Below are 376 nucleotides of genomic sequence, written 5' to 3' on the forward strand. Positions count from 1 at the left end.
CACTTTCGTAAATTTTTCCATTTACTCTGTTTTGTATTAAATATTTTCCTTCTAATTGTTGAACCCCTGCATAGGAGAAATTCATATCTCTCCAATGATTAATAAAAGAGTTCATGACGATATATTCTTGTGATGAGTAATCAATTAACAAACGTTCATCATATTTTCCTAATTTAACCATTTTTTTTACGTGTGTATATAATGAAGGAGGTTCAAATTGACCATATGCTTTTTTTCGAAGATGAAATATAGCTAATCTAGCCGCCATGTATTGATAATCTGGCGTATCTTCAGAAATCAGATCTGCTGCAGTTTTAATGATAGTTTCATGAATAATAATAGTTTTAATGCCATTATAAAATTGTATTTGTGAGCT

General features: G+C 29.3%; 1 pseudogene. It reads right to left on the reverse strand.

The features are described from left to right. Positions 1 to 376: pseudogene (locus tag LDP10_RS03275) on the reverse strand (ribonucleotide-diphosphate reductase subunit alpha); the annotation flags it as partial.

Source organism: Buchnera aphidicola (Pemphigus obesinymphae) (assembly GCF_026122815.1).
Taxonomy (GTDB): domain Bacteria; phylum Pseudomonadota; class Gammaproteobacteria; order Enterobacterales; family Enterobacteriaceae; genus Buchnera_C; species Buchnera_C aphidicola_BJ.